The organism is Adhaeribacter aquaticus DSM 16391, assembly GCF_000473365.1.
Classification (GTDB): domain Bacteria; phylum Bacteroidota; class Bacteroidia; order Cytophagales; family Hymenobacteraceae; genus Adhaeribacter; species Adhaeribacter aquaticus.
This window is the reverse complement of sequence record NZ_KI421517.1, coordinates 1000704-1024789: the sequence shown is the minus strand read 5'-3', so window position 1 is coordinate 1024789 and position 24086 is coordinate 1000704. Positions and strand designations below refer to the sequence as shown.

Here is a 24086-nt window from a genome sequence, read left to right as displayed (position 1 = left end):
AAAACTAAAGCTTACAAAATAAAAGCTGGTTCTGAGGCTATTTATCTATGTATACTACATCAAAAATGCTGCCATCAGTTCCAAAATTATTACTTTTTATTCGTTAATGTGTATATTAATTTATTTAAAACATCTACTTCAGCATTTAATAGAATATGCTTTAAACTTTTTTCTGATTTTAGTAAAATATTAGGTGCCAATGTAAGTATCCCTAAAATCGAGACAGTTTAAAAGTAGACAAAAAGTGTTTATTTTTAAACTAGAAAAGATGAAAAAGAGCAGAATTAGTGAAAGTCAGATAGTAAAATCTATCAAAGAAAATGAAGCTGGTCGGAAGACCGAGGACATTTGTCGTGAGCTGGAAATAAGTCGGGCGACGTTTTACAAATGGAAGAGCCGGTATGGGGGATTAGAAGCCTCGGATGTAAAGCGGCTGAAAGAACTGGAAGAAGAGAATGCCCGGCTAAAGAAAATGTTTGCTGATTTAAGCCTGGACCACAGCATTTTGAAAGAGGTTATCACAAAAAAAGGCTGGGGCCCTGGGGGAAAAAGCAACTAGCTGAAGAATTAATTTCGGACTATGGCTTACCTGTTACCAGGGCTTGCGGGTTAAGCAGCCTGGCCCGTTCCCAGTTTTATTATCAGAGCTGTAAAGATGATACCGAGGTCATCAGTGCATTACAAGCATTAGCCGATAAGCATCCGGTTTATGGGTTTCGTAAGCTGCTAGCCTACCTGAAAAGGGCAGGCAAGACGTGGAATCACAAGCGGGTGTACCGGGTTTATAAACTCTTAAAGCTAAACAAAAAGAAAAGGGGGAAAAGAAGATTGCCGGCCCGGGTCAAGCAGCCATTGCAAGCGCAAGCAGTGCTGAATAGTAGCTGGAGTATGGATTTCATGAGTGACAGCTTAGCTTCGGGTAATAAATTCAGGACACTGAACATTATAGATGATTGTAATAGAGAAGCATTAGTTATCGAAATTGCCACTTCTATTACAGCTAAAAGAGTGGTACGCACCTTGGAGCAACTAATTGACTGGCGCGGCAAGCCAGCGACAATCCGGGTAGATAATGGCCCGGAATTTACCAGTGCTGATTTCAGTAGTTGGTGTAAAAAGGAGGAAATTCAAATACAATATACCCAGCCCGGAAAACCGATGCAGAATGGATATATTGAACGCTTTAACGGCAGTTATCGCCGGGAGATACTCGATGCTTATCTGTTTTTTGACCTGGAAGAAGTCCGGCAATTAACGGGGCAGTGGGTAGAAGAATATAATACCAGAAGGCCGCATGAAGCATTAGGCAACTTAACTCCCAGCCAATGGCCAGCAAAAAATGAAAGTGGAAATATGGAAAACTTACCCCGGTACCTTATCCCACCGCCGAAAGTTTACCACATTCCTACTTCCTGATTATAGTAGTAGTTAAGATAGAAAAGTCTACTTTAGGCTGTCCGAAAAAGGGGGTACTTACACCAAAACTGGAAATACTAGTAAAGTTTACTTTTTAGGTAAGGCATTAGGTAATTAGAGGCTTAAATGTATACTCTAATCAGTTTTTAGTAAGTTGTTTCTTGTGGGTTTGCAATAGCTGAAAATAAAAATGGCAAGTATTTATACTTGCCATTTTTATTGTTAACCTAAAATTAGGAGGATGTTATTTTGTAATATTTACTATACGCATGTTATCAATAGCAATAGTGGCTGGTACATCAGCTGCATTAGTGTTAACAATAACTGCACGGTAGTGTCTGATACCAGTTTTATTACCTTTTAAAAAGTCACCGTATTTAGCCAGTTTAGTGCTCCCGTTAGCCAAATTTGCTAAAGGCACAGCAACAGTATACCATTTGCCATCAGTGCTACGTACAAAGTCTGCTAAATTAACGTTGGCAGTAAGTTCTTTATCAGTAGCTTCCTGCGTCATTACCTGTAATTGCAGTCCTTTTAAATCTGTATTAGAAACGGCAACTTCCATTCTGGCTTCGTAGTTGGCAATCGGGTCATTAGCGTTATAATGAGATGCTGGCTCAGTAGGGAAAATCTGGCCGCCGCTATAGTCTGCTAAGTTAATAACCTTTTCGTTGGCCCAGCCCCAATTACCTGGCAGTGCCATGCTAATTAAACCAAATTTGCCATCCAGGGCAGTGATGCCTGGCGCTGAAGTAGTAATGTTAGCAGCAGCAGGAATACCCCAACCAAATGGGTTTTTATCATCGAAGTTACCAACCATACCATAGCTATAAAGCTTAGTTTTGGCTGAAGCTACTGATCTACCACTCTCAGAAGTTACAATTACATCTCCTTTAGTAGGATCTACACCAGCTGGAACAGTAACGTTTAATGATAAACCGTTTGCCGCCGCTGAAACGTTAGTTCCTTTAACACCGCCTGGGAAAGTTACATCTTTTACAAAGTAGAAGTATTGGCCATAAAGCGTTATGGTTTGCCCAGGTTTTGCTGATTCATTGCTGATAGCTTGAACAACTGGAGCAGGAGGTAGTACTTTAAACTTATAAGTTGCTTCCCCTTTAGAGTTTCCTACTTTCAGTTCATCCGGAACGCTGCTTGCAGTAGCAACAGTTGGTGTTTGTTCCGGAATACGGATTATCAGGTAGTTATTAGAAGCATATACCGGGTTTAAAGAAGCCTTTTGTCCGTTGAAAGACACGTATTGGGCTTCTGCCAGGTTCTGACCTTTGATGACAATAGTTGATCCTAAGGTAGATTGTGTAAAAGTACTATCGGCCTTGTCTGGGTTAGTAGTACGAATAGCTTCTATAACTGGAGCTGCTTTGGCTTCAAGCGGGGCAGTAGGATCTTCCTCCTTACAAGCATATAGCGATCCTACTACTAAAGCTAGTAGCAGAAAGCTTTTTTGTTTTATTGAGTTAAAAGTATTTTTCTTCATAAAATATTTTTTTATCTGTCTGTCCGGATTTACTCCGGACAGACAGGTAATTGAACCTTAATTAAAACTTATAGGGAACCGGAGCTTTTCTCAGGTTAGGAGCACGGCTAAGTTCTGCGGCCGGATAAGGCACATAGAAGCTGTTTTTATCAACCGTATAATAAGCTGGCGCTACAGATTCTATTGTCCAGGAAGTAGCATTTACTTTTTTATCCGGATAAATCCGGTAAGTTCCTCTATCCTGAGCTTTTAACTTATCATAAGCCAGTTGCGGGTTATAATAGTGTAAGCGAACAATGTCGTACCATGCCTGGCCTTCCATAGCTAACTCGGTACGTCTCTCTTTGTAAATATCTTCCCAGGTAATGGAAGATTTCGTTGGTAAACCAGCTCTTACACGTACGGCATTGAATGCTGCCAACGCTTCTGGATCTGAAGTAGAAGCAGCGTTGCCTAATTTAGCTTCAGCATAAATTAGAAGTATTTCAGCATAACGCATCAAGTAAGTCTGGATTTCGGTACCCATTTGTACTACGCGACCATCGTTATCTTCCGGACGACCAACTACGTATTTTTTAATGTTAGCCCGTGATTTAAAATCCTCTGTACCGTTATTATCAGTAACTACCTGAAGCGGTCTCTTGATTTTTGCACCTGCTCTGGTCGGATCATTTACTTCTTCTGTAATATAAGAGTAAGTATCGCCTGGGAACATGAAGGTAGCTTTTCTGCGTTTGTCACCTGGCTCGTAAGTCTGTAAGATGTCCATGGTAGCACCATGATCTTGTCCCCAGCCATCACCGAAACCAGTGATGCTTGCACTGAAAGCCATATAAGCCTGCTGGGTATTTTGAGCACCCCAGTACGTGTTACCACCATTGTATACCCATTGTAAAGCAGCTACTGTTTCATCATTAAAGTTGTTCTTCGTTAAGAACAGGTCTTCGTAGTTAGGCAATAGTCTGTAAGGACCAGTCATGGCTGTCTTAGCATAATAAGCAGCACTATCCAGGTCTGACTGACGACGCGTTCCTGGAGAACCTACCCCAGCCCGGGTTAAAAACATTCTGGCCAACATAGCTTGCGCAGAAGTTTTAGTTAAACGACCTTTTTGTACCGGAGCCGCAGGTAAAACTTTAGTTGCGAATCTTAAATCCCGGATAACGAATTCCCATACATCAGGAATATTGTTACGGGTAACTGAAGTATCAGTAAGTAAAGCCTGGTTGTTAGCAATAATAGGCACTTCGCCCCAGTTTTGTACTAAATAAGAATAAGCCAAGCCTCTGAAGAACCGGGCTTCGCCCATGGCATGCTGCTTAATATTTTCTGGTACAGCAGGTCCGGCATGCTTTTCTACGTTGATAAGAACCGCATTTGCTTGACCAACAATGTTGAAGAAAGACTGCCAGGCACCGTTTACAGATTCCTGAGTAGATGAACTAGCCAAACGAACGTGTTCCATTTCGTAAGAAGGTGAGAAGAATACCCCACCCCGGCCATCACCAATACCTACAGCAGCTTTGTCGTTGTATCCAAACCAAACTGCGCTGTATAAAGGCGCTGTAGCCATTAATACCTGGTCAGTTGTTTTATAGTAGTTCGCATCCACGATCAGGTCCTGAGGCGGACGATCCAGGAATTCCTCTTTGCAGCTTGAGAACAGGCCTAATAACATTAGACCAGCCGCATATTTTTTATAATTAATTTTTATCATCTTAAGAAACTATTAATAATTAGAAATCAACTCCTAAACTGAAAGTGTACATTGGAGTAAGTGGGTAACGACCATAGTCAGCACCAATAGTTTGAGAATTTACTTGTGCGTCACGACCAACATAAGCACCTACTTCTGGATCGTATCCGGAGTATTTAGTGAAGGTATAAATGTTCTGAACACCTACCGCTAAACGAACACCTTGTACAGCTTTTTGTCTGGCTAAAAGTGTGTTTGGTAAATTATAACCTAACTGGATGTTTTTAACTCTTAAGTAAGAGCCATCTTCCACAAATTTGCTGGTAATCCGTTGTCCGTTACCGTTAACGTTTGTGCTGCTGATCCGAGGAACGTCTGTACCAGGGTTTAATAATTGTGGGTTATTAGCATCACCACCTACTCTGGCATAATCAAAAGTAGATTTCATTAAGTTCCGTCCTAAGTTAATATTATTAGGCTGGCTGTTTGCGAAACGTACGTAGTTAAACACGTCGTTGCCATAAGAACCAGTTAACAATAAAGTAAAGTCAAAACCTTTGTAAGCTAAAGAGTTGGTCATACCGAAAGTGGCTTTTGGCCAAGGGTTACCAATAAATGATTGGTCTCTTTCGTCAATTACACCATCGCCGTTAATGTCTTTGTATTTGGTATCACCTACCCAAACACCATTAGCCTGATCGATTGGTAATCTAACACCATTACGGGTTGGTACTGGGCTGTTCTGAATTTCTTCAATACTCTTGAAAATACCATCTTCTGTGTAGCCATAGAATAACCATGGCGTTTGACCAACTACTGAACGTTGTGTGAAGTAGCTCATGAACCAGGCAGAACGTTCAACCATGGCCGTTTCAGTGAAGAACTTAGTTACTTTAGCTCTGAAACCAGAAACGTTAAAGTTGGTATTCCATTTAAAGCCATCGCGGTCCATGTTTACCGTGTTAATGCTAAAGGCATAACCCTTGTTTTGTAAAGCACCAATGTTTACAGTTGGTTTACCAATACTACCATTACCTGTAGCACCCATGTAATCCGGTAGCGGGGCCTGCATTAAAAGGTTGTCGGTTTTCTTGATGTATAAATCACCTTCTAACTGAATGCGGTTTTGTAATAAGCTAATGTTAAAACCTATGTTATTAGTTAAAGTAGATTCCCACTGTAAGTTCGGGTTACCATATTGGTTAACTACGAAACCTGAACCCCAGGTAGTAGGGATAGCTCTCATTGGTGCGTAAATACCACCAGTACCTTGGTTACCGGTTAAACCAGTCTCATAACGAATTTTGAAATCGTTGATTACCGGAATGTTCTTCATGAACGGCTCCTGAGAAACACGCCATGCAGCAGATACAGAAGGGAAATAACCCCATTTGTTTTCCGGACCAAAGTTTGCAGAACCATCAGCTCTGATAGCACCTTGTAAGATATATTTCTCGTTGAATGAATAAATAGCACGTCCTAAATAAGACTCCATAGCCCATGCACCTTGGCCACTATTGTTAGTCTGGCCAATAGCATTACCTAAAGAAAGAACTGGTAAATCGTTAGATAAGAAACCTTGTCTTCTACCAGAAATGTTGTAGTAATTAGAAGCTTGAGATTCATGGCTAGCCATTACATCAATATCGTGCTTACCAACTTTTCTATTGTATTGTAATAATTGGTTCCAGTTCCAGTAAGTATTGTTGCTGGAGCCTTGTTGTAAATCAGCAGTAGGGTTTGTACGGCCACCAATAGTATAAGAAGGCGTGAAATAATGTGAGTTAGAGAAGTTCACGTTACCACTTAAGGAAGTACGGGCAACTAAACCTTTCATAATATTTACTTCAGCATTTAAACCACCAATAACACCTCTTCTGGTTAAGTTGTTTTGTACAATGTTAGCTAATGCAATTGGGTTTAATGGCGCAAACTGAACTGCGGCACCATTCGACTCATCTGCACCACCCCAAGAACCGTTTGGATTTACTACGGCAATGTTAGGAGCCATTTGTAAAGCGGTAATAATTACGTTCTCCTGAGTAGAAGATAACCGGTCTTTCGTTTGGTTTACGGCTAAGTTAGTAGATAATTTTAACCACTTACGGGCTTGGTTATCCACGTTTATCCGGAAAGAGTATCGGTCGAATTTAGAACCTATGGCTACACCTTCCTGGTTGAAATATTCACCAGACAAATAAACCTGGCTTTTTTCGTTACCGCCGCTTAAGCTTAACTGATGCTTTTGTAAAGGAGCTCTTTTAAATAAAGCATTTTGCCAGTTGGTTCCTTCGCCCAGGATAGATGGATCCTGGAAATCAGCATTTGGAGTAGCACCGGTTAATGCTCTCATTTCATTGGTCATGGTTGCATATTCCCGCAGGCTCATTACCGGTAAAGTTTTTGGCTTGTCCTGTAAGGTATACAGGTAGCCATAATTAACTTTCATTTCACCAGATTTACCTCTTTTGGTAGAAATTACAACTACCCCGTTAGTACCTCTGGAACCGTAAATAGCCGTTGCAGAAGGACCTTGCAAAATTTCCATTGATTCAATATCAGCTGGGTTTAAACCGGCTAATGGGTTGCTGGAGCTGGTAGCACCAAAACCAACGTTACCTGGCTGCATTTGCACACCGTCAATTACATAAAGCGGCTCATTGGTTCCGTTGATAGAGTTGATACCCCGGATATTTACCGAAATACCACCACCTGGCTGACCAGTGTTCTGCGTTACGTACACACCAGCTGCACGGCCCTGAATAGCCTGCTCAATGGTGGTGTTAACAGTTTTCTGCATTTCCTCAGCTTTGATAGTAGTTTGCGCGCTGGAAACATTAGCCCGTTTGATTTCACCGTAACCGGTTACTACTACTTCGCTCAGTACTTTTTGATCTTCTTTTAAGGAAACATTGAAGTTGGTCCGGGTACCTACTGTAATTTCCTGGCTTAAGTAACCAATGTAGGAAATTGCCAATATATCCGTATTCTTGGCCTGGATGGAGAATTTACCATCAACGTCTGACACGGTACCGCTATTAGTACCTTTTATCTGGATGCTTACTCCTGGAAGCCCCTCGTTATTAGAGCCGGTTACCCTTCCGGTAACGCTCTTAACCTGACCATAAACCGTACTCTGCACGGCGATCAGTATAAGAATGATTAACTGTAAATATTTTTTCATGTAAAATAATAGAAGGTTGAAAAATTAAATAGAACTAAATAAAGCTTTTGTTTCATTATTAGTTGTGTTCGTTTAAGTGTTAAGGAAAAAGGGCCGTTATTTCTTCATAGTCAAATGGTTTAGTTAAAAATTTATTTAAGTTAATTTTAGGCTGAAATGACCATGGCGCTATAATTACTAGCACGGTTTGGTAGCTGCTTCAGAATATTAGAATTTAAATGTTTACTTGAATTTAATTGGTACTAATGGGTTTGAAATTTATAAATATTGTAAAAATTGAATATTGGGATATTAATTTTGCAAGCTTATCTTATTGATATTCTCCATCACTAGTGCAACCAATCCAATCATGCTTGCATTTTCCCCTAAATCGGAAATAACCACTTGTGTTTTTTCCTGAAGCTTTGACATACAATAAATATTTAATGAATGTTGAATAGGTGTAGTAAGGTAATGCTGCACCTCTGTTAATTTTTCTGTTAATGGGCCGGCTATAACAACTAATTCCGGGTTAAAAATTTGAACAAGCGTAGCAATACCTTTGCCCAAATTGGTACCAACCTCCGATATAATGTTTATTGCATACTGATCGCCTTGAATAGCAGCATCAATAATTAATTGTGGGGTAATCAATCCCCCTTCCTGGTCCTTTAATTGGTTTAAAATAGTGTTTTGGCCAGATTTGATACCCTTTAAAGCCATACGAACCATGGCTCCGCCGGAAGCCACTGTTTCCAGGCAGCCGCGTTTGCCGCAATGGCATAACTGACCTTCCGGAATAAGTGGAATATGACCAAATTCGCCAGCGAACCCGCAGGAGCCCCGGCGTAAGGTGCCATCTATGATGATACCTAAGCCGGTACCTGTAAACATAGCTATTACCAGTACATTATTCTTTTTTTGTGCTACACCAAACTGGTGTTCGGCCAGGCTTACTACTTTTGTGTCGTTTTCAATAAAAACAGGCTTTTGAAACCGGGCTTCCAAAATTTGTTTAAGCGATTCCCGCTCCGGAATAAGATAGGTATAACTTCTTCCCTCGGTAGTATCTACTAAACCCGGCATGCTTACGCCAATACCAATAATTCTTTCCTGATTTATGCCAGATGATTTTATTACCTCACTCGCAAACTGACAAATATCCTCTATAGAAGTTTTTACCTTGTTCAGCTCAATAATATGGCTGTTCATGCCTGTAATGTTGCAGTTGTTGTTGTTAAACAAGCCAACTTTAACACAATATCGGTCAATGTTTATGCAAAGAATAAAGAATGAATTCTTTTGCAGGCCAAAAAGATCAGGCCGGCGCCCTCCTATAGAAAGACCTCTGCCTTCTTTTTGAACCAAGCCCTCTGAAATGAGCTCATTAATAAGCCCTACAGATTTGGGTGCACTAATATTAAAACGGGTGCATATGTCAGCATTTGACATGGCGCCTTCAATATATAGGTGTTTAATAATATTGACTTTTTGTAAATACTTCTTCTTCTCTATATTATTCATCACCTCTAGGGCGGTGTCTTTAAAGAACAATAAGCTCATTACTATAGGATTATTATAGTTTAAAGATAAAATAAAATTTGATTCAACTACAAGTACTTTGCTAAAAAAATTGCAAAAGTGGTCTAAAATTGTAATTTCTTATTGGCAAATTTACAATAAGCCCCCCTGCTGATTTTAAAAAGTCCAATGATTTTCAAAATGTTTTAAATTTTTAATATCTATAAGTGCAAAAAAATAAAAAAATAAACTTTTTACTGTTTTACTCTTAATAAATGTCTAATTGACAAATATTTAAATAATGTACCTACATTAATATGGTGTATTTAGAAGAAGGAACAGGAAATTAATGGGAGGGAAGAGGAGCAGAACTCTTTATGATCTTTAGGATAAAGCTTTATATTTTAAAATTTTCGAATACTTTTATACCTAAGTCCGTTATTAAGTAAAATTAAAAAAGCCCTTATACAGTAGCTTCTTTGCTATTGTTCTCTGATATACATGCTGCCAATATATTCGCAAAAATCCCGGGTAAAATTGCTTATTTTAGTTGTCGCCTTAATTATAGGTGCAGCAACTGTTATCTATACTAATATATTGGTAGGAAAACTTGCCGAGCGGGAAGAGCAATTAATAGATATTTATGCTGATGGCTTGCGGTACATGATTAATTCCAAAAGCGATGATAACCTGGTTTTTATACAGGAAGAAATTATTGGAGCAAATAAATCTGTACCTGTTATTCAGACTGATGCCAATGAAAATGTAGAGAGTTACAGTAATCTGAATTTACCGGCAAATATTTCTGAACGGCGAAAAAAGATATTGCTCCGGCGGGAGATTGAAGAAATGAAGGAGCAGCATACGCCCATTGTCGTTAATTACGGTAAAAATGCAAAGAGCTATATTTTCTATAAAGATTCTGATTTGCTAGCGCAATTACGATACTATCCTTATGTGCAGCTTATGGTGATGGCCTGCTTTTCTTTGATGGCTTATTTTGCTTTTAGTTATTCTCGTAAAGCAGAGCAAAACCGGGTTTGGGTAGGGCTGGCCAAAGAAACTGCCCATCAGTTAGGTACGCCTTTGTCATCTTTAATGGCCTGGTACGAGTATTTGAAAGTAAGCCCCAAATTTACCAATGAGCCTATTGTGGAAGAACTTGGTAAGGATGTAAGGCGCCTGGAAATTATAACTGAACGTTTTTCAAATATTGGCTCAGTGCCAGCGCTTAAAGATGAAAACATTCTGCAGGTGACAGAGAATGCCATTGGCTACTTGCAAAATAGAGTTTCTAAAAAAGTGGCATTTAGTGTAAAAGCAGAATTTCCACCTGATACAAAGGCTAAAGTAAATATTCCGCTGTTTGAATGGGTGATTGAGAATATTTGTAAGAATGCTATAGATGCTATGGAGGGCAGAGGAAGTATAGATGTGACCTTATGTTCTGCCGGGAAAAATAACATAGCTATTGATATAAAAGATACCGGTAAAGGGATTCCGAAAACTAAAGTAAACGATGTTTTCTTACCTGGTTATACTACTAAAAAGCGGGGTTGGGGTTTAGGCTTAGCGCTAGCAAAACGAATTATAGAAAATTATCATCGTGGCCGTTTATTTGTGAAATGGTCTGAAGTAGGGAAGGGAACCACTTTTCGCCTGGTCTTAAATCGGTAATTAATTATTGCTTTTGTTTTGTTTTCCTGCCTTGTTGATTCCTCTTTTTCAAATATAGAAGACCAGCTATTTTTGGCAAACCTCATTTTATTTACTATTATTGAAGTAGCTGTAATTCTAATTTGCACCAATTTACCCTACAAAGTAAGCAGGTGAGGAAGTAAGAATTAAAGCCTTATTTAATATCCAGTATATCCACCAGAATAAAAAGGACAAAAGGAATGAACAAAGAGGAACAGCAAGTACAAGAGAGTCGTCGGGAGCTGCTGAAGAAGCTGGGCTTGGGCGCCGGGGCCGGCGTATTAGGCTTGTTTAACAGCAGCAGCGCCCAGGCAGAGCAAGCAGTGCCAAGCTATGCCAAAGGCATGAAGCCCATCCGCATCAAGAGCGTACGGGCCATTGGCACCGCTCCGCAAGGTTCTAACTTAGTAGTCGTACGGGTAGATACTACCGAGCCGGGCCTGTATGGCTTAGGCTGCGCTACCTTTACCCAGCGGGCCGAAGTGGTGGTGACCGCCATCAACCGCTACTTAAATGATTTGTGTACCGGCAAAGATGCCGATAACATAGAAGATGCCTGGCATAGTGTCTATACCAGTTCTTACTGGCGCAACGGGCCGGTGCTCAACAATGCCCTGAGCGGGCTGGACCAGGCTTTGTGGGACATCAAAGGCAAACGAGCCGGCATGCCGGTGTATCAGCTGCTGGGCGGGAAGGTACGCTTTGCCGTGCCTTGCTATACCCACGCCAATGGCCGAAGCCCGGAAGAAACGGCCGAAGATGCCAAGCGGATCATGGAGCGGGGCTTCCGTTATGTACGGGTGCAGCAGGGCGGTTATGGGGCAACGGCCATATCGAGTAAACCAGATTTTAAAACCGCTGGTTTTGCCAATGAAAAAGACCAGTACATGGACCAGGTCGCTTACCGCAAGTCAGTGCCGAAGCTGTTTGAAGTAGCCCGGAAAGTATGCGGCGAGGAAGTAGAGCTGCTGCATGATATTCATGAGCGGCTGGATCCCATGGATGCTATTCACCTGATCAAGTCAGTGGAAGAGTACCGGCCCTTCTTTATTGAAGATCCCTTCTCGCCGGAGAACCCCAAGTGGTTCCAGATGCTTAGGCAGAACACCACGGTGCCGATTGCCATGGGCGAGCTGTTCAACAACCAGAACGAGTGGAAAGAGGCCATGGTGAACCAGTGGTTTGACTACATCCGCATCCACGTCTCGCAGATAGGTGGTATAACACCAGCCATGAAAGTAGCCCGTTTGGGGGAGTGGTTTAACATCAAGACGGCCTGGCACGGACCGGGAGATGTCTCGCCGGTAGGGCACGCGGCGCAGTGTCACATGGACCTGGCCACCTGGAACTTTGGTATTCAGGAGGCGGTGAGCTTTAATGAGAAGATGCTGGAGGTGTTCCAGGGCTGCCCCACCATGAACAAGGGCTACATGAGCGTGAATGAGGTGCCGGGATTGGGGGTGGAGATAAATGAAAAAGCAGCCGCTAAATATCCTATCACCAATAATGCAGGTAACTGGCAGGTGCGCAAGTTCGATGGTACCCTCGTCAGACCGTAAGCAAGCTTAAATTTTCTTTCGGAAGAGGCTGAATAATTAATTTTATTCAGCCTCTTCCTGTTACAATTGGCGGGTAAGGTCATTTTAGAAAAGTTCGTAATTATTCCCTACCTTTTGACTTTAAACTACAATTACATGAATTTTAAAAGTCTTTTTCGGAAGAAGGATATTACAACCATGTTGGCAGAAATCCATGCTGATCCTGAAACAGGACATGGAATAAGTTTAGTTAAAAATCTTACTCTTCGCGATTTAACTGCTTTAGGCATTGCTGCTGTTATTGGAGCCGGCATTTTTAGTACTATTGGTAATGCCAGTGCATCTGGTGGCCCCGCAGTTTCCTTGCTTTTTGTTTTTACAGCTATTGCCTGCGCTTTTTCTGCTTTATGTTATGCCCAGTTTGCTTCTACCTTGCCAGTAGCCGGCAGCGCTTATACTTACGCCTATACTTCTTTTGGGGAACTGGTTGCCTGGATTATTGGCTGGGATTTACTGATGGAGTATGCCATCGGTAATATTGCGGTTGCTATCTCCTGGTCAGATTATTTCACCAGTTTGCTAGAGGGTATAGGAATGCATATTCCGGCTTATTTAACCATGGATTTCCTGAGTGCTTCCCGCGGTTTTACCGAAGCCAATGCTCTGGTGGCGGCTGGCACACCTTTAAACCAATTAACACCTAATTTGCAGGCAGCCTATGAGGCCTGGCAATATGCTCCTCGTTTAGGTAGCCTGCATTTGGTAGCTGATTTGCCGGCTTTATTAATTGTAGTAGTCATTACTTATTTAGTTTATGTTGGTATCAAAGAATCGAAACGTACTGCTAATTTACTGGTATTACTTAAGTTGCTGGTAATTGTATTAGTAGTAGGAGTGGGTATATTCTATGTGTCACCAACTAACTGGAGTCCTTTTGCGCCTAATGGCGTTACTGGTATATTAAAAGGTGTTTCGGCGGTATTTTTTGCTTATATTGGTTTTGATGCTATTTCTACCACGGCAGAAGAATGTCAGGACCCCCAGCGCGATTTGCCTAAGGCCATGATTTATTCATTGGTTATTTGCACAGTTCTTTACATTTTAGTAGCCTTAATTTTAACCGGTATTGTGCCTTACTCCGAGTTGGCAGTTGGCGATCCGTTAGCTTATGTATTTGGCCGCATTGGCCTTAATTTTATTTCGGGAGTAGTAGCGGTAAGCGCGGTAGTAGCCATGGCTAGTGTTTTACTGGTGTTTCAAATTGGCCAGCCCCGCATTTGGATGTCGATGAGCCGGGATGGATTATTACCTAAAGTATTTTCCAGGCTGCACCCACGTCACAAAACACCTTCGTTCTCTACCATTGTAACAGGTTTTGTAGTGGCCATACCCGCCTTGTTTATGAACCTGACCGAAGTTACGGATTTAACCAGTATAGGAACTTTATTTGCTTTTGTGCTGGTATGTGGCGGAATATTATTAGCTGATAATTCCGGTGATCATGTGGGGCGTTCCGGGTTCAAAGTGCCTTACTACAATGGGAAATATTTAGTGCCTTTATTAATGGTTTTAATAGTAGTTATTCTCTTGTTTTTTAACCAAAGCGGAATACAAAGCTTCTTTAGTTTTAGTGATGGAAATGAGCAGGGCTGGGAGGTATTTAAACACAAAATACCTTTAATAGGGTTTATTTTATTCTGTATAGTAATTACTGTTTTATCTTATCTTAAGAATCTTTCGCTTATCCCGGTATTGGGCCTGATTACTAACTTGTACCTGATGACAGAGTTGGGAATAACTAATTGGAGCCGCTTTTTAGCCTGGTTAGCTTTAGGGTTGCTTATTTATTTCTTGTACGGACAAAAAAACAGTAAATTAAATATAGCTAAATAGCCTTACCGTATTCTATTATCAGGGTCCTTAATTGAAGTTTTTATTTACCTAAAATTAACACAGGAGGTATTCCAAGAGTATTATATTAGCTTTTACTTTTTACCTTAATAGAGTTTGATCAAAATAAGAAGGTCGAGGTAAAGTATTTGTTTTCTTACTTGTATATTAATTGCTTAATCTATCTAAATCTGCAACCCTATGGCACGGTTAAATTTATTAGAAGAGACGAGATACGAGAAGTTACCGGTGCGGATATATCCGGATCAGCATATAGCTTCTAAACAGGTAGCTGGTCGGATTGCCCAGCTCATCCAGAAGAAGCAGGCCCAGGGGCAGCCGGCTGTCTTAGGTTTAGCCACCGGCGCTACGCCCGTGGGCGTGTATGCCGAACTGGTGCGTTTGCACCAGGAAGAAGGTTTAAGCTTTCACAACGTCATCACCTTTAACCTGGATGAATACTACCCCATGCAGCCCACTGCTAAGCAAAGCTATGTGCGCTTTATGCACGAGAACCTGTTCGACCACATTGATATCGATCCGGCTAACATTCATATACCCGATGGTACCCTACCCCTGGAAGCCATACCCGCTTTCTGCCTGGCCTACGAACACAAGATAGAAGCTCTGGGTGGACTGGATTTGCAGATCCTGGGCATTGGCCGCACCGGCCACATTGGCTTCAACGAACCCGGCTCGGCACCTAACTCCGGCACCCGCCTGGTAACGCTGGATGATCTGACCAGAAGAGATGCCGCACGTGACTTTGGCGGCAAGGAAAACGTACCCACCAAAGCCATAACCATGGGCATCGGCACCATCTTCAAAGCCCGGGAAATCATCCTGATGGCCTGGAACGGCAAGAAAGCACCTATTGTGAAGAAAGCTGTGGAAGGAGAGATCTCCAGCGAAGTCCCCGCTACCTACCTGCAGCTTTCCGAGCAGGTAGAGTTTGTGCTGGACCAGGATGCGGCTTCCCTGCTGACCCGCTTTGATACTCCCTGGCTGGTGAAAGACTGCCTTTGGGAGGAACAGCTGATCAAAAAAGCCATCATCTGGTTATCAGCAGAAGTAAACAAGCCTATCCTGAAGCTCACCGACGAAGACTATAACAACCATGGCATGGCGCAGCTGGCAGTAGAGAAAGGACCCGCCTACAACATCAATATCCATGTGTTTAACCAGCTCCAGCGAACCATTACCGGCTGGCCCGGTGGTAAACCAAATGCTGATGATTCCCAGCGGCCGGAGCGGGCCCAGCCAGCGCAGAAAAGAGCCCTTATCTTCTCGCCCCATCCCGATGATGATGTCATTTCCATGGGCGGCACGTTTATCCGGCTGGTAGACCAGGGGCATCAGGTGCACGTGGCGTACCAGACTTCGGGCAATACCGCCGTGTGGGACGATGATGTGCTGCGGTATGTGGAGTTTGCCATTGACTTCAACGAAAGTATGAGCCAGGATACAGGCCAGCTCAAAAGTATCTACGAAGACATGCGCCAGTTCTTTCAGGACAAGCAGCCCAACCAGGTAGATACGCCGGAGGTGCGCAACGTGAAAGGCTTTATCCGCAAGACCGAAGCCATTGCCGGAGCCCGTTATGCCGGCTTACCCGATGAGCAGATCCACTTCATGGCTTTGCCATTTTACGAAACCGGTAAAACCAAAAAGAATGCGGTTTCGGAAGTAGATGTGCAGCTAACCATGGAGCTATTGCAACAGGTAAAGCCTCATCAAATATTTGCGGCCGGTGATTTTGCCGATCCGCATGGCACGCACGTGGTGTGCTTTAACATTATCCTGGAAGCCTTAACGCGCCTGCGGCAAACAGAGGAATGGACACAGGATTGCTGGCTGTGGCTCTACCGGGGCGCCTGGCATGAGTTTGAGATCCATGAGATTGAGATGGCTGTGCCGCTCTCCCCGCAGGAGGTTATCCGCAAACGCAACGCCATCTTCAAGCACCAGTCACAGAAGGATACACCCGTGTTTCCAGGTGAAGACTCCCGCGAGTTCTGGGTTAGAGCAGCGGAACGTAACCGTGAAACCGCTAAGCTCTACGACCAGCTCGGCTTAGCGGATTATGAAGCTATGGAAGCCTTTGTCAAATGGAAGTTTACGGAAGGAGAGATATAATAAATATAGGAAGTATAACTTCTTGCATTTCTGAAGGAGCTCAAAGCAACCTTTTAAAAGCTGGTGCTAACCTTATTTATTCCGATTAACTATAAATACCCCTGCGAGAATAATCGCCATACCGGCATAATGAATCAGGTGGATTTGTTCGCCATCTAGGAGTCCCCAAAGTAAGGCAACAATGGGCATCAGGTAAGTAGATGAGCTGGCAAAAAGGGTGGTTGTTAAATGGATTAACTTACTGTACAGAATCAGGCCAATAGCCGTGCTTAAGATTGCTAACACACCAATATAGGCCAGTGCTTCTAAACCACCGGAAGCGGAGGTTAACTTATGAAAGAACGAGGTAGAACATAAATAAGTAAAAGCTACCGGACCTACCGAAAATAAAGCTAAACTGGCCATTGTTAGAGCCGGAATGCCTTGCAGACGAAATTTGATAATATTTAAGCTACCGCCATACATAATGGTTGCCAGTACCACGTAAAGCCCAAAATAAGCGTTATCTGAATTTTCTTTTTCGCTTCCGCCTAAAATAAGTACGGTTGTACCCATAATACCGATGAGTATACCAACCAATCGCAATGATGTAATGCGCTGCCGGAAGAAAATGGCTCCAATAAGTAAAGTAAAAAGAGAAGTTAAGGAATTTAGTACACCAGCTAAACCGCTTGCCAGTCGGGTTTCAGCATAAGCAAACAGGAAAGCCGGAAATAAATTGCCAATCAGGCCGCAGGCAACGAGGTATTTCCATTTAGCAGACTCTACTTTACGAATGTTGTTAAGGGCAAAAGGTAATAAAACCAGGCAAGCTATGGTAATGCGGGCGGCTCCTAATTCATCGGAGGTATAAACTTCTAAACCTTTCTTCATTAAAATGAAGGAAGAACCCCACACCAAAGAAAGAAATAACAATAATAGCCAGGCCAGCTTACTAAAAGAATGCTGGCCTTGTGTATTTAAGGTTTCAATAATAATCTTTAAGAATTATAGGGCGGCAGAGGTAATTTTTCTGCCGCATTAGGTTGTCGAAAATTAGCGTATGATTCAGCAGCTTTTAAGCATAAGCCATTGTGCCGGCAACCTCATCCAGAATATCATAAATTTCCTGTGGATTTTCGGTTTGCACCAACCGCATGCGGTAAGGCTTAAAGTGAGGTAATCCGCGGAAGTAATTGGTGTAATGCCGGCGCATTTCAAAGATGCCTAATCGTTCGCCTTTCCATTCTATTGATTTAGTAAAATGAGATTTACAGGCTTCCATCCGTTCCTGCAATGTTGGCGGCGCCAATAACTCTCCGGTTTTAGCAAAATGTTTTACTTCCCTAAAAATCCAGGGATAGCCAATAGCTGCCCGGCCAATCATAACGCCATCTACACCATAATGGTCTTTGTAGGCTACAGCCTTCTCCGGGCAATCAATATCTCCGTTACCAAATATAGGTATCTGGATGCGGGAATTATTCTTGACTTCGGCAATTAAGCGCCAATCAGCTTCGCCTTTATACATTTGAACCCGGGTACGGCCATGAATGGTTAAGGCTTTTATGCCAATATCCTGTAAGCGTTCAGCTACTTCTATAATGTTTTTAGTAGAATCGTCCCAACCTAAACGGGTTTTAACAGTAACCGGCAAATGGGTGGCTTTTACTACAGCTTCCGTCATGGCCACCATTTTAGGAATGTCCCGTAATAATGCCGCTCCGGCTCCTTTACAAGCTACATTCTTTACCGGACAACCATAATTTATATCAATTAAATCTGGTCCGGCTTCGGTAGAAATAGCTGCAGATTCGCGCATTGATTCTATATCGGAACCAAATATCTGGATGCCGATTGGTCTTTCGTAATCAAAAACGTCCAGCTTCTGACGGCTCTTGGCTGCCGCCCGTATCAATCCCTCCGACGAAATAAATTCCGTATACATCAGGTCAGCACCATTTTCTTTGCAGACTGCCCGAAAAGGAGGATCACTTACATCTTCCATAGGGGCCAGTAACAAAGGAAAATCAGGTAGCGAAATATTGCCAATTTGTACCACGCTTAGCGAAATTTAAAATTTAGGGTAAATTTACGTCTTTATTAACTTAAATGCACACATGAAAGGTTTCATTCCGAGAAATACTCATCCGGTTAATTATATTTTACTATTACTGGTATTTATACTAGGTGGCTTTTTCGTAGGAAACTTCTTTTCCATGGCGGTGCTGTTTCTTCGCTATCATTTGGGTATATCCGAACTGGCCATGATGGTACAAAATCCGGCAGGATACCCCCAAGGCAAAGAAGCAATGAGTATTTTTCAGGGAATTTCTCATTTTTGTGCTTTTACCCTAGGTCCCGTAATCATGATGCTAAGCTTTGGGTTTAATCTCGATAAATATTTTTCTCCTAAAACAGCTATCCCCTTTTCAGCAGTAGTATTGGCTGCTATTTTGTGCTTTATTATTATGCCCGTAAACTCCTGGTTTATTGATATTAATAGCAAAATGAACTTGCCAGGTTTCATGCAGGGCCTTGAGCAGTGGGCTAAAGAAAAGGAAGAAACCTTGCGCAAGCTTACGCAATACTTAACTCAGTTTGATACCGTGGGGCAATTTTTGTTAGGCCTGGTGGTATTTGCTTTAATACCGGCCATTGGCGAGGAACTGGTTTTTAGAGGAATAATTCAGCAGCAACTCCTTAGGTGGTTTAAAAAACCGCATCTGGCAATATGGGTAACGGCTATCATATTCGGAGCCATTCATTTGCAATTTTACGGTATGTTGCCCCGCACGCTTTTAGGAGCCTTGTTCGGTTATTTGTATTGGTGGTCAGGAAACATCTGGATACCTATCATCGGACATTTTATAAACAATGGTTTTGTGGTAGTATTATCGTATATGGTAAGGCAGAAAATGGTAGATTATGATGTTGATTCCGTAGAAGCCATGTCCTGGCAAAGCATCTTGTTTTCTGTGGTACTTTCAATTGTTTTATTAATTCTTTTGCAGAAACAACTAAAAGCGGTTCCGGCCCGGGTCCCAGAAGTAAAATATGATGATACCTGGTAAAACTACTGCTGCTAAATAGCTATCTTTAAAAAATCTAATCAACCTTTTTTATTTGTTTATGGCCGCTGAACCCGCCAATTTATCTAATCTGCAACAACGTGTAATTACTGGTATTCTGGGCGGTCTGGTGTTTATAGGAGCTATCTGGTTCAGTCAATGGACCTTTGGAGCTTTATTCTTAAGCCTGACGGTTTTAGGTTTAATGGAATTCTACAAGCTGGTTTCGTTTAAAGGTTTTGAACCTAACCGAAGTTTTGGCATTTTAATGGGAAGCGGTTTATTTTTATTAGTTTTTCTCATTCAAACAGGGTTTTTAGAAAATCGTTACTTGTTTCTGCTGCCTCCCTTATTTATGGTTTCGCTGGTTGCAGAGCTTTACCGTAAGAAAGCGCAGCCATTTACCAATATTGCTTTTACTTTTTTAGGCGTCTTGTATGTTGCAGGTCCTTTCTCCGGAGTAATTTTATTAGGTTTTCCAGCAGATGCAACTACTTATAGCTGGCATGTTATTTTAGGTACTTTGCTCTTAATCTGGGCAGCTGATACCGGAGCTTATTTCTTCGGGAAAAGTTTTGGGCGCCATAAATTGTTCGAGCGAATATCACCGGGCAAAACCTGGGAAGGCTGGGTAGGAGGTACTTTACTCTGCTTGGGGGCATCGTATGTGCTATCCTTATATTTTACTGATTTAGATGTGTTTCACTGGTTGGGTGTAGCTGTTTTGGTTTCGATATTTGGAGTTTTAGGGGATTTGGTAGAATCTATGTTAAAGCGGAGCTTGGGCGTAAAAGATTCCGGCTCTTTGTTGCCCGGCCATGGCGGTATATTAGACCGATTTGATAGTTTGATAATGGTAGTACCTTTTATTATTGCTTTTTTAAAAATTTTTTAACAGTGCTTTGGTATCGTATTTTCTGGCTTTTAACCAGTTTTATTAGTAATTAGGTAAGGTTGGAGGGTATTCATGTTTTTAAAATTCATATTTTCAGTGTTAATTTGTTCGCTGGTATCGTAAATTCCTAACTTTTTAGGTATACTCTTACGTTTGATAAAAGCCGGTTAACATTTTAGTACATGAAAATTCATAAGGAAGGGCGTAGGATTTTATTTTTTACTCTGCTGGGGCTTTTAATTATAAATGTAGCATTACATATATTTAATGCATCTCATCCCACTTTCAATAAAATATTTTCGGTTATTTCTGGAATCATATTTCTGCTTATCCTGCAGTTCTTTAGAAGTCCTTTCCGAAATTTAATTACTCACGAGGATTTGATTATTGCACCTGCCGATGGGAAAGTAGTAGTAATTGAGGATGTGCATGAACCCGAGTTTTTCAACGACGTGCGAAAGCAGATTTCCATTTTCATGTCGCCCATAAATGTGCACATTACCCGTAATCCGGTTTCCGGCACAGTTAAATATTTTAAATATCATCCGGGTAACTATTTAGTGGCCTGGCATCCAAAATCCAGTACTAAAAACGAACGCACCACAGTAGTAGTAACCGCTGATGTAGGTCCGGATATTTTATTCCGCCAGATTGCCGGAGCTATGGCCCGCCGGATTGTATGGTATGTAAAAGAAGGTGATGAAGTAAGCCAGGGGGAAGAATTTGGATTTATCAAATTTGGATCGCGTGTTGATATATTTGTACCCGTTGATACTGAAGTAAAAGTGAAGATAGGCCAGAAAACAAAAGGTGGCCAAACCGTAATAGCCCAGCTTAAAACAGGGGGAGGTTCTTTCTTTGGTTAGACTATATGCCTTCAAAAGTTTATAAAAAGCAGAAGCGCCATTCAATAATTGAATGGCGCTTCTGCTTTTTATGTAGTACTTTGTTAAATTACAAGTAATAATTTAAAACCAATTAGTCATTAGGGTTGCCAACTGTTCTAAATAATATTTATCAGTCTCGTCAAAATCATCAAGTTTATTGCTGTCTACGTCCAATACCATTACCACTTGTTCATTTTTGAAAACAGGTACTACAATTTCTGATTTAGAATCGCTGCTGCAGGCGATATGGCCAGGAAATGCGTCTACATCTGGAACAATAATGGTTTCCTGGCGGGAATAACTGGCTCCGCATACGCCTCTGGTAAAAGCAATGCGGGTGCAGGCTACCGGCCCCTGAAACGGCCCCAAAACAAGTTCTCCGTCTTTTACCAGGTAAGCACCTACCCAAAAGAAGTTAAATCCTTGTTTAAGTGCGGCCATAGTATTGGCAAGGTTTGCAATTAAATCGTTTTCGCCGGTAACTAATGCTTCTATTTGCGGAAGCAATGCTTTATATTTTTCTGCTTTTTCTAAAGTAGAGTCTATTATTAGCGATTCAGCCATGGTTTAGGTACTGATTAATGAAAGTAAGTTTTAAGTTGAACAAGTAATAAGAAGTATTAATTCTTATACAGAAGTAATTTATCAGTGGCGATGTGGTTTGTAAATTTTAAATTAGCTAAAGGCAAATTGGGAGCTGCTATGCCCGGTTCATTTAAATAAAAGGAGCTTTTAAACACAAAGGCCTCATCCCATAAATTTGCTTTAATAAAGCTATTTAATAAAGCGGCCCCACCTTCCACTAATACAGATTGAATATTACGTTGATACAAGTCGGCTAAAATATTTTCCACCAAAGGCTCATCTTCTTTCAGTTTTACCCACTCCCGGTTTACCTCGGCTTCCTGCTTAATATAATTATAGATAACAGTTGGTTGACTTTGGTTAAATATTTGGAGATGTTCTGGCAGTCTTAGGTTTTTATCTAAAATAACTCGGAGTGGGTTTTTTCCGGTCCATTCCCGGGTATTAAGATGTGGATTATCTACTAAAGCGGTACGGGTGCCCACCATAATGGCTTGTTTCTCGGCACGCCATTTATGAACTACCTTTTTAGATAATTTATTAGAAATCCAAAGAGGGCTGTTGTTCTGGCGGCCGATAAAACCGTCCGCTGTTTCAGCCCATTTTAAAGTAATATAAGGCCTCTTATGCGTGTGGTAAGTAAAAAAATATTTATTTAGTTCTAGCCCTTCTTCTTCCAACAATCCTACATGCACCTGGCAATCAGCTTCCAATAATTTACGTATACCATTTCCTTTTACCATGGGGTTAGGATCTGTATTACAAATAACTACATCCTTAATGCCATGATTAATTAAAAAGTCGGCACAGGGAGGTGTTTTGCCGTAATGCGAACAAGGTTCTAAGGTTACAAATAAACGGCTAGCTGGCAGTAGTGATTTATCTTCAACAGAGTTAATGGCATTAACTTCGGCATGTGGACCACCGTATTGCTGGTGCCAGCCTTCGCCAATAATTTTACCTTCGTGTACAATTACACAACCAACCATAGGGTTGGGACTGGTCGTTCCCCGGCCAAGGGCAGCTAACTCTAAAGCACGGCGCATAAATATTTGGTCGGTAGTTGTCATAAGGGCTGCTATTTTTGCAAAAGTATTAAAAGGAATAGCGTTACTGAACTGTGGCTGAGAAAAATATTCAAGAATTAATAAATTACATCCGAACATCAATAGGAACTATATACGAAACCTATGAAGCGGATGCTATTGCTATGCAGGTAACAGAACATGTGCTGCAGCTAACCCGATTACAGCTTAGTTTACAGCGGCAAAGCCCGGTATCTGAAAGTTCATGGGTAAATGCAAAGCAAATTATTCAGCGGCTTCAGCAACACGAACCTTTGCAATATGTATTGGGTTGTGCCCACTTTTATGGTTTGGAATTAGATGTGAATCCATCGGTATTAATTCCCCGACCAGAAACTGAAGAATTGGTAGATATTATAATTCGGGAAAATAAGGCTAAACAAGACCTGCGTATATTAGATATCTGTACTGGTAGCGGCTGTATTCCTATTGCATTATCAGTACATTTAAAAACAGAAAAAGTATTTGGTTTAGATATTTCAGAACCTGCGTTGGCTGTAGCCCGTAATAATGCCCTAAAATATAAGCAGGATATTACCTGGCTGCAGCAGAACATACTGGAAGAAAATATTAATCTGGAGCCAGGCAGCTTAGACATCATTGTTAGTAATCCGCCATACGTTTTAAATCAGGAAAAAAAATTAATGCGCAAGAACGTATTAGACTTTGAACCGCATTTGGCTTTATTTGTGCCAGATACAAATCCCTTATTATTTTACAGGCGCATTGCACAACTTAGTTTTTCACTGTTAAAGCCTAACGGCGCTTTATATTTCGAAATAAATGAAGGACAAGCTACTAATTTAATGCCTCTGCTTAAAGAACTTGGTTATACTACCACCCAAATAATAAAAGATTTATTTAGTAAAGATCGGTTTGTTAAGGCAATGCATTAAGTAAATGTTAATTAACTATTCATTTAAGAAGAAAAGTCTATTTTTGTGCATCTTCCAGTTAAAAAATCTTAGTTAGAAAATGTGTAAAAGAGCTGGAATTATGCTTAGATATTAGTTTTGCATGTCTTTTTT

At 41.4% G+C, this 24086-nt stretch carries 17 protein-coding genes; 9 read left to right on the top strand and 8 right to left on the bottom strand.

Annotated elements, in window-relative coordinates; all coding sequences use genetic code 11:
- Positions 1-268 precede the first annotated feature (268 nt).
- Positions 269-1416 (top strand): IS3 family transposase gene (locus tag ADHAQ_RS27805; protein WP_157433295.1). Its coding sequence is split into 2 segments (ribosomal slippage): positions 269-521 and positions 521-1416, totalling 1149 coding nucleotides; the frame shifts between segments, so codons are not numbered across the junction.
- A 244-nt stretch (positions 1417-1660) separates the two neighbouring features.
- On the opposite strand, the gene ADHAQ_RS0106410 is transcribed toward ADHAQ_RS27805, so the two are convergent.
- From ADHAQ_RS0106410 to ADHAQ_RS0106395, 4 genes are all read right to left on the bottom strand, one after another.
- Positions 1661-2914, bottom strand: coding sequence for a glycan-binding surface protein (locus ADHAQ_RS0106410; RefSeq protein WP_034256626.1), 1254 nt, complete (start codon positions 2912-2914; stop codon positions 1661-1663).
- Positions 2915-2975: 61 nt separating this feature from the next.
- Positions 2976-4631 carry a RagB/SusD family nutrient uptake outer membrane protein gene (locus ADHAQ_RS0106405; RefSeq protein ID WP_026462238.1) on the bottom strand — a complete coding sequence of 552 codons (1656 nt, stop codon included), beginning with the start codon at positions 4629-4631 and terminating at the stop codon, positions 2976-2978.
- Between the two features lie 19 nt (positions 4632-4650).
- A complete protein-coding gene (locus tag ADHAQ_RS0106400; RefSeq protein WP_026462237.1) occupies positions 4651-7794 on the bottom strand; it encodes a SusC/RagA family TonB-linked outer membrane protein in 3144 nt (1047 codons plus the stop codon).
- Positions 7795-8085: 291 nt separating this feature from the next.
- A complete protein-coding gene (locus ADHAQ_RS0106395; protein ID WP_026462236.1) occupies positions 8086-9336 on the bottom strand; it encodes an ROK family protein in 1251 nt (416 codons plus the stop codon).
- 459 nt (positions 9337-9795) lie between these two features.
- Between ADHAQ_RS0106395 and ADHAQ_RS0106390 the strand changes: the two genes are divergently transcribed.
- The 4 genes from ADHAQ_RS0106390 (at position 9796) to nagB (ending at position 16556) form a co-directional block, all read left to right on the top strand.
- A complete protein-coding gene (locus tag ADHAQ_RS0106390) occupies positions 9796-10971 on the top strand; it encodes a sensor histidine kinase (protein ID WP_026462235.1) in 1176 nt (391 codons plus the stop codon).
- 221 nt (positions 10972-11192) lie between these two features.
- Positions 11193-12551, top strand: coding sequence for an enolase C-terminal domain-like protein (locus ADHAQ_RS0106385; protein ID WP_026462234.1), 1359 nt, complete (start codon positions 11193-11195; stop codon positions 12549-12551).
- Positions 12552-12686: 135 nt separating this feature from the next.
- A complete protein-coding gene (locus ADHAQ_RS0106380; protein ID WP_026462233.1) occupies positions 12687-14423 on the top strand; it encodes an amino acid permease in 1737 nt (578 codons plus the stop codon).
- 198 nt (positions 14424-14621) lie between these two features.
- Complete coding sequence (nagB, locus tag ADHAQ_RS0106375; protein WP_026462232.1) at positions 14622-16556, top strand: glucosamine-6-phosphate deaminase; 1935 nt, start codon at positions 14622-14624, stop codon at positions 16554-16556.
- A gap of 72 nt (positions 16557-16628) precedes the next feature.
- Here the strand turns inward: nagB and ADHAQ_RS0106370 are convergent, their stop codons facing one another.
- Positions 16629-17471: a DMT family transporter gene (locus ADHAQ_RS0106370; protein WP_483756937.1), complete on the bottom strand. Its 843-nt coding sequence runs from the start codon at positions 17469-17471 to the stop codon at positions 16629-16631.
- Positions 17472-17613: 142 nt separating this feature from the next.
- Complete coding sequence (gene dusB, locus ADHAQ_RS0106365) at positions 17614-18597, bottom strand: tRNA dihydrouridine synthase DusB (RefSeq protein WP_026462230.1); 984 nt, start codon at positions 18595-18597, stop codon at positions 17614-17616.
- A gap of 58 nt (positions 18598-18655) precedes the next feature.
- Here dusB and ADHAQ_RS0106360 point away from each other — a divergent pair, with 58 nt between their 5' ends.
- The 3 genes from ADHAQ_RS0106360 (at position 18656) to ADHAQ_RS0106350 (ending at position 21367) form a co-directional block, all read left to right on the top strand.
- On the top strand, positions 18656-19609 hold the full coding sequence (locus ADHAQ_RS0106360; RefSeq protein WP_026462229.1) for a CPBP family intramembrane glutamic endopeptidase: 954 nt from the start codon (positions 18656-18658) through the stop codon (positions 19607-19609).
- Positions 19610-19667: 58 nt separating this feature from the next.
- Positions 19668-20501 (top strand): phosphatidate cytidylyltransferase, encoded by an 834-nt coding sequence (locus ADHAQ_RS0106355; RefSeq protein ID WP_026462228.1) that lies wholly within the window; start codon positions 19668-19670, stop codon positions 20499-20501.
- 182 nt (positions 20502-20683) lie between these two features.
- Positions 20684-21367, top strand: a complete 684-nt coding sequence (locus ADHAQ_RS0106350) for a phosphatidylserine decarboxylase family protein (RefSeq protein ID WP_026462227.1) — start codon at positions 20684-20686, stop codon at positions 21365-21367.
- Between the two features lie 102 nt (positions 21368-21469).
- On the opposite strand, the gene ADHAQ_RS0106345 is transcribed toward ADHAQ_RS0106350, so the two are convergent.
- The gene (locus ADHAQ_RS0106345; RefSeq protein ID WP_026462226.1) at positions 21470-21952 is read right to left on the bottom strand and encodes a GAF domain-containing protein; all 483 of its coding nucleotides are present in this window, start codon (positions 21950-21952) and stop codon (positions 21470-21472) included.
- 56 nt (positions 21953-22008) lie between these two features.
- On the bottom strand, positions 22009-23043 hold the full coding sequence (gene ribD / locus ADHAQ_RS0106340; RefSeq protein WP_034257159.1) for a bifunctional diaminohydroxyphosphoribosylaminopyrimidine deaminase/5-amino-6-(5-phosphoribosylamino)uracil reductase RibD: 1035 nt from the start codon (positions 23041-23043) through the stop codon (positions 22009-22011).
- A gap of 50 nt (positions 23044-23093) precedes the next feature.
- On the opposite strand from ribD, the gene prmC reads away from it, so the two are divergent.
- Entirely contained in the window at positions 23094-23954 is an 861-nt protein-coding gene (gene prmC, locus ADHAQ_RS0106335) for a peptide chain release factor N(5)-glutamine methyltransferase (protein ID WP_245590580.1), read from the top strand.
- Positions 23955-24086: the final 132 nt, after the last annotated feature.